Origin of the sequence: Streptomyces sp. NPDC006265, from assembly GCF_040613555.1 — a bacterium.
In the GTDB taxonomy this organism is placed as follows: Bacteria; Actinomycetota; Actinomycetes; order Streptomycetales; family Streptomycetaceae; genus Streptomyces.
The window spans coordinates 1-4,582 of the sequence record NZ_JBEXSH010000750.1 but is presented as its reverse complement, the minus strand read 5'-3'; the positions used below and the strand labels follow the sequence as shown (position 1 = coordinate 4,582).

At 71.5% G+C, this 4,582-nt stretch carries 4 protein-coding genes and 2 pseudogenes; 2 read left to right on the top strand and 4 right to left on the bottom strand.

Going from position 1 to position 4,582, the window contains the following annotated elements:
- Window positions 1–78 precede the first annotated feature (78 nt).
- Window positions 79–1,191, bottom strand: a complete 1,113-nt coding sequence (locus ABZ281_RS39065) for a HAMP domain-containing sensor histidine kinase (RefSeq protein WP_356662748.1) — start codon at window positions 1,189–1,191, stop codon at window positions 79–81.
- A 2-nt stretch (window positions 1,192–1,193) separates the two neighbouring features.
- Window positions 1,194–1,922, bottom strand: a complete 729-nt coding sequence (locus ABZ281_RS39060) for a response regulator transcription factor (protein ID WP_356662747.1) — start codon at window positions 1,920–1,922, stop codon at window positions 1,194–1,196.
- Window positions 1,923–2,044: 122 nt separating this feature from the next.
- Between ABZ281_RS39060 and ABZ281_RS39055 the strand changes: the two are divergent.
- Window positions 2,045–2,128 (top strand): annotated as a pseudogene (locus ABZ281_RS39055) (glycosyltransferase); the annotation flags it as partial.
- Here ABZ281_RS39055 and ABZ281_RS39050 read toward each other — a convergent pair.
- A pseudogene (locus ABZ281_RS39050) lies at window positions 2,129–2,578 on the bottom strand (DUF2243 domain-containing protein); the annotation flags it as partial. It lies immediately after the preceding pseudogene.
- A 141-nt stretch (window positions 2,579–2,719) separates the two neighbouring features.
- Window positions 2,720–3,928: a pyridoxal phosphate-dependent aminotransferase gene (locus ABZ281_RS39045; protein WP_356662746.1), complete on the bottom strand. Its 1,209-nt coding sequence runs from the start codon at window positions 3,926–3,928 to the stop codon at window positions 2,720–2,722.
- Between the two features lie 87 nt (window positions 3,929–4,015).
- Between ABZ281_RS39045 and ABZ281_RS39040 the strand changes: the two genes are divergently transcribed.
- On the top strand, window positions 4,016–4,582 hold a 567-nt coding region (locus ABZ281_RS39040; RefSeq protein ID WP_356662745.1), incomplete at its 3' end, for a helix-turn-helix domain-containing protein.

Here is a 4,582-nt window from a genome sequence, read left to right as displayed (position 1 = left end):
AGTGCCGGCGGACGTCAGCACGCGGCAGAGGGTCCGCCGCGAGGCCGGAGCGCCCGCGGGCGCGGACCCCGTTCGGCTTCACGAAGCCGCCGCCGGCAGTACCACCTCGAAGCGGCAGCCCCCGGGGATGTTGCGTACGCCGGTCCGGCCCTGGTGGGCTTCCACGATGCCGCGGACGATGGCGAGGCCCAGGCCCGCGCCCGCCGGGGGCGTCCGGGCGTGCGTGCCGCGCCAGCCGGTGTCGAAGACGCGCGGCAGGTCCTCCTCCGGGATGCCACCGCAGCCGTCCGTCACGGACAGCACGACGCCCTCGGGAGAACGCTCGGCGGCGATCGCGACCGTGCCGTCGGCCGGGGTCCGACGGATCGCGTTGACCAGCAGGTTGCCCAGCACCCGGCTCATCTCCTTGCCGTCCACCTCCACCGGCACCGGCTCGATGAGGCCGCCCACCAGCCGCACCCCGTGCTCGCGGGCGAGCGGGTCGACTCCGGCGAGGGCGTCGCCGACCAGGTCGTACAGGGAGATCCGGGTGGGCGTCAGGGCCAGGGCCCCGGCGTGGATGCGGGAGAGCTCGAAGAGGTCGCCGACCATGCCGTTGAGGCGTTCGACCTCGGTCCGCATCTGCCGGAGGTAGCGGTTCGGGTCGGCGGCGACGCCGTCCTCCAGGGCCTCCGACATGGCGCGCAGACCGGCCAGCGGAGTGCGCAGGTCATGGGAGATCCAGGCGACGAGTTCCCGACGGGAGGTCTCCAGGGCGCGTTCCCGCTCCCGGGACTCGGCGAGCCTGGCGCTGGTGGCCGCCAGCTCGCGGCTCACCGCGGCCAGTTCGGCCGTGGCGGGACCGCCGGGCGCGGCGAAGTTCCCGCCGTCGCCGAAGGAGCGCGCGGCCACGGCGAGCTCCCTGCTGCGGGCCACGACCCAACGGCCCAGCAGCAGCGCGGTGGCCAGGGAGACGACGGCCGCCATGGCGACGACGGTCGTGACGACGGTCAGGTCGTGCGGCGACAGGAACATCGCCCAGGCGACGACGAGCGTGCCGGCGAGCATCGCGACGACGCCGACCGCCGCCACCACCGCCAGCGAGACGGTCAGCGAACGGCGGCGGATCAAGCGCAGTACACCCGCTCCCACCAGTCCCGTGGCGGCGGCACCGGCGAAGGCGTACAGGGCGATGAGGAGGTTGTCGCGCACGGTCAGTCGTCCCCTTCACCGGGTTCGAAGCGGTAGCCCACGCCCCAGACGGTCTGGATCAGGCGGGGCCGGGCGGGGTCGTCCTCGACCTTGCCGCGCAGGCGACGGACATGGACCGTGACGGTCGACAGGTCGCCGAAGTCCCACCCCCAGACCTCACGCATCAGGTCCTCGCGCCCGAAGGCCTGCCCCGGGTGCCGCAGGAGGAAGGCGAGCAGGTCGAACTCACGGAGGGTGAGGGCGAGTTCGATGCCGTTCTTGGTGGCCCGTCGGGCCGCCGGTTCGACGGTCAGGCCCGCCGCTGCCAGCCGGTCACCCGTCGCGGCGGGGCGGCTGCGGCGCAGCACCGACTCGACGCGCAGGACGAGTTCGCGGGGGCTGAAGGGCTTGGTGACGTAGTCGTCGGCGCCTACCTCCAGGCCCAGGATGCGGTCGTCCTCGTCGCCCCGGGCGGTCAGCATGATGACGGGCACGGGGCCGCTGCCGCGGATCCGCCGGCACACCTCCAGGCCGTCCATGCCGGGCAGCATCAGGTCGAGCACGACCAGGTCCGGCCGCTGGGCGGCGGCGCGGGCGAGGGCGGTCGGGCCGTCGTCGGCGCGGTCCACGGCGTAACCGGCGCGGTCCAGATATCCGGCGACGACCTCGGCGACGGTCGGATCGTCGTCGACGACCAGGATCCTGCGGGTCGCGTCCGCGGTCCTGGGGGGCTCGTACGGCTGTCGGTGCATGCCCCCAGCCTGACACCGCGCCGCTGCCGACGGGGGTCCGGGCACCGCTCCGGTGTCCGACGTCCGCGTTTCGTAAGGAGCGGCTGTCCGGTATGCCAGGTTCGCGTTCGTAGGGTGAAACCGTGACGACGACACCTTCGGACGTCGACGTGGTGCTGCCCTGCCTGAACGAGACCGACGCCCTTCCCTGGGTGCTCGAACGGATTCATGTCCCACCACACCTGGCCCTCCCCGGCGTGGACGTGGTGGATGCCGAGGACGTGGTGGTCCAGCACGCCTTCCACGAGGTTGAACAGGCCCCAGCCGACGAGCATCCAGCCCCACAGCACCCGGGAGGTCCACACCCGCCGCCGGTCGTGGGTGACCCGCGCGTACAGCACGGCCAGCCCGAGCAGGACCGCGAGCCAGCACACGGTGTGGAAGACGCCGTCCCACAGGGTGTTCATCTCCAGGCCGGAGACGGTGTGGGGGTTGTAGTACTTCACCCCGATGCGGTCCTGGTTGGTGCTGGAGAGCATGTGGTGCCACTGGAGCAACTGGTGCAGCAGGATGCCGTCGGCGAACCCGCCCATCCCGACTCCGAGCACGATGCCCGGCAACCGGAGGTCCGCCGGTCGTGGGGTGTCGACCCGGGCTTCACTTTGCGTGGTGGCCATCACTCGTCTCCGCTCCTGCCTGGGGGAAGGACCGAGGACGACGTTCCCCGCTGCGCGGCGCTCACGCCCTGCTCAGGACCTCCATCCGGCTCAAAGACCCTTTCCAGCCGTCCCCGCGGAGCTCCGGGAAACGCTCGGCGCCTACTGCCGGTACCCGCCGAGGAACCGCCCGATCCGGCCGATCGCCGCCTCCAGGTCCTCCGCGTGGGGCAGCGTCAGGATGCGGAAGTGGTCCGGCGTCGGCCAGTTGAAGCCGGTGCCCTGGACGACCTGGATCTTCTCCCGCAGCAGCAGGTCCAGGACGAACTTCTCGTCGTCGTGGATCTTGTGGACCTTGGGGTCGAGGCGCGGGAAGGCGTAGAGCGAACCCTTCGGCTTCACACAGGTCACACCGGGGATCTCGTTCAGCTTCTCCCAGGCCACGGTGCGCTGTTCGTGCAGCCGGCCGCCGGGCGCGGTCAGCTCGTGGATGGACTGCCGGCCGCCGAGCGCGGCCTGGATGGCGTACTGCGCGGGCGCGTTGGCGCACAGCCGCATGGACGCCAGCATGGTGAGGCCCTCCAGGTAGTCCTTCGCGTGCTGCCGTGGCCCGGTGACCACCAGCCAGCCGGAGCGGAAGCCCGCCACGCGGTACGTCTTGGACAGGCCGCAGAAGGTGAGGACCACCAGGTCGGGGGCGAGGGCCGCGGCCGAGTGGTGGACGGCGTCGTCGTAGAGGATCTGGTCGTAGATCTCGTCGGCGAAGACCATCAGGCCGTGCCGCCGGGCGAGGTCGAGGATGCCCTCGACGATCTCCTTGGGGTAGACCGCGCCGGTGGGGTTGTTCGGGTTGATGATCACGACCGCCTTCGTACGGGCGGTGATCTTCGACGCCATGTCGTCGAGGTCGGGATACCAGTCGGCCTGCTCGTCGCACAGGTAGTGGACCGCCTTGCCGCCCGCGAGGGTCGTCACCGCCGTCCACAGGGGGAAGTCCGGGGCGGGGATGAGGATCTCGTCGCCGTCCTCGAGGAGCGCCTGCACGGCCATCGACACCAGCTCCGAGACGCCGTTGCCGAGGAAGACGTCGTCGACGCCGACCTCCAGGCCGAGCGTCTGGTACCGCTGGGCCACGGCCCGGCGCGCGGAGAGGATGCCGCGTGAATCGGTGTAGCCGTGCGCCTGCGGCAGCATCCGGATCATGTCCTGGAGGATCTCCTCCGGCGCCTCGAATCCGAAGAGCGCGGGATTGCCGGTGTTCAGTCGCAGCACGCTGTGGCCCGCCTCCTCCAGCGCGTTGGCGTGCTCGATCACCGGGCCGCGGATCTCGTAACAGACCTCGCTGAGTTTGCTCGACTGCCGGAACTCCATGCGCTGCTTCCCCTCTGGCGACTGGTGCTGCTTGGTTTTACCAAGTGGGCGCTTGGAAAGTCCAACAACTTGTCTAGACTGCGTCGCATGCCACCTCGCCGAAGCTACGACCAGTACTGCTCCGCCGCCCGTGCGCTCGACGTCGTCGGTGACCGCTGGACCCTGCTGATCGTCCGGGAGCTCCTCGCCGGTCCCCGCCGCTACACCGACCTGCACGCGGACCTGCCCGGCGTGAGCACCGACGTCCTCGCCTCGCGGCTGAAGGACATGGAGCGCGACGGCCTGGCGACCCGGCGCCGGCTGCCGCCGCCCGGTGCGGCGTACGTGTACGAAATCACGGCCAGGGGGCGGGAGTTGCTGCCCGTTCTGCAGGCGCTGGGGGAGTGGGGGCAGGCCGAACTCGGGAAACGCCGGCCGACGGACGCGGTCCGGGCCCATTGGTTCGCCCTGCCGCTGCTGCGCCTGCTGGAGGGCGAGGGACTCGTCGAAGTCCGCCTGGAGGAAGGCCTGTTCCATCTGTACGCCGGTGCCGAGGACGGTCCCGTGTACGGCGACGGGCCCGCTCCGGGGGAGCCCGACGCCCGACTGGTCCTGGACACCGCCACGTGCACGGCTCTCGGCCGGGGGGAGCTCGGTCTGGCCCGGGCCGTGGGG

Bases quoted from the DNA above. Each gene is read 5' to 3' on its own strand.
- ABZ281_RS39060 (WP_356662747.1), bottom strand. From the start codon at position 1,922: ATGCACCGACAGCCGTACGAGCCCCCCAGGACCGCGGACGCGACCCGC.
- ABZ281_RS39045 (WP_356662746.1), bottom strand. From the start codon at position 3,928: ATGGAGTTCCGGCAGTCGAGCAAACTCAGCGAGGTCTGTTACGAGATC.